This window comes from Treponema sp. R6D11, assembly GCF_054786075.1.
On the sequence record NZ_BDHD01000930.1, the window covers coordinates 1 to 444 of the forward strand.

Consider the following 444-nt stretch of genomic DNA (forward strand, 5'->3'; position numbering starts at 1 on the left):
CGGCAAGGGCTTTTTTCTCCCTTAATAAATCGTCAAAAGAATAATAAATTTTTCCGTCTTCTCTCTTTTCAACCTGTGGGCTTGATAACGCGCCTATGTCTTTTATCACCCTGTCGGCGGCGAAATTAATATCTTTCGGGCGGTTTTGTTCGTCATAAGTAAACAAACTTGACGGTTCAACGTTTATGGGATTTTCCCATATTTTACTAAAGCCGTGTTTCTTAAAATTGGAAAGTATTATGTTTTCGTTTTCTTTGCTTTCCATGTATTTTCGTACTGCGGGAATTACCCAGAATAAAATTGAAAAAACGACGGGGATTACTCCTAGCGCGACGCAAATAATTAGATTCGGGTTTACAAAAAAATTATCCATAATTAAATGAGTAAATGCGTACAGATATGAAGACGCCTGATATTGAACATCGGAAACAAGATGCCCTGAAT

Annotated in this window: 1 pseudogene; it reads right to left on the reverse strand. The window is 37.2% G+C overall.

The features are described from left to right. Nucleotides 1-373: pseudogene (locus ACYVTD_RS16855) on the reverse strand (hypothetical protein); the annotation flags it as partial. Nucleotides 374-444 lie beyond the last annotated feature (71 nt).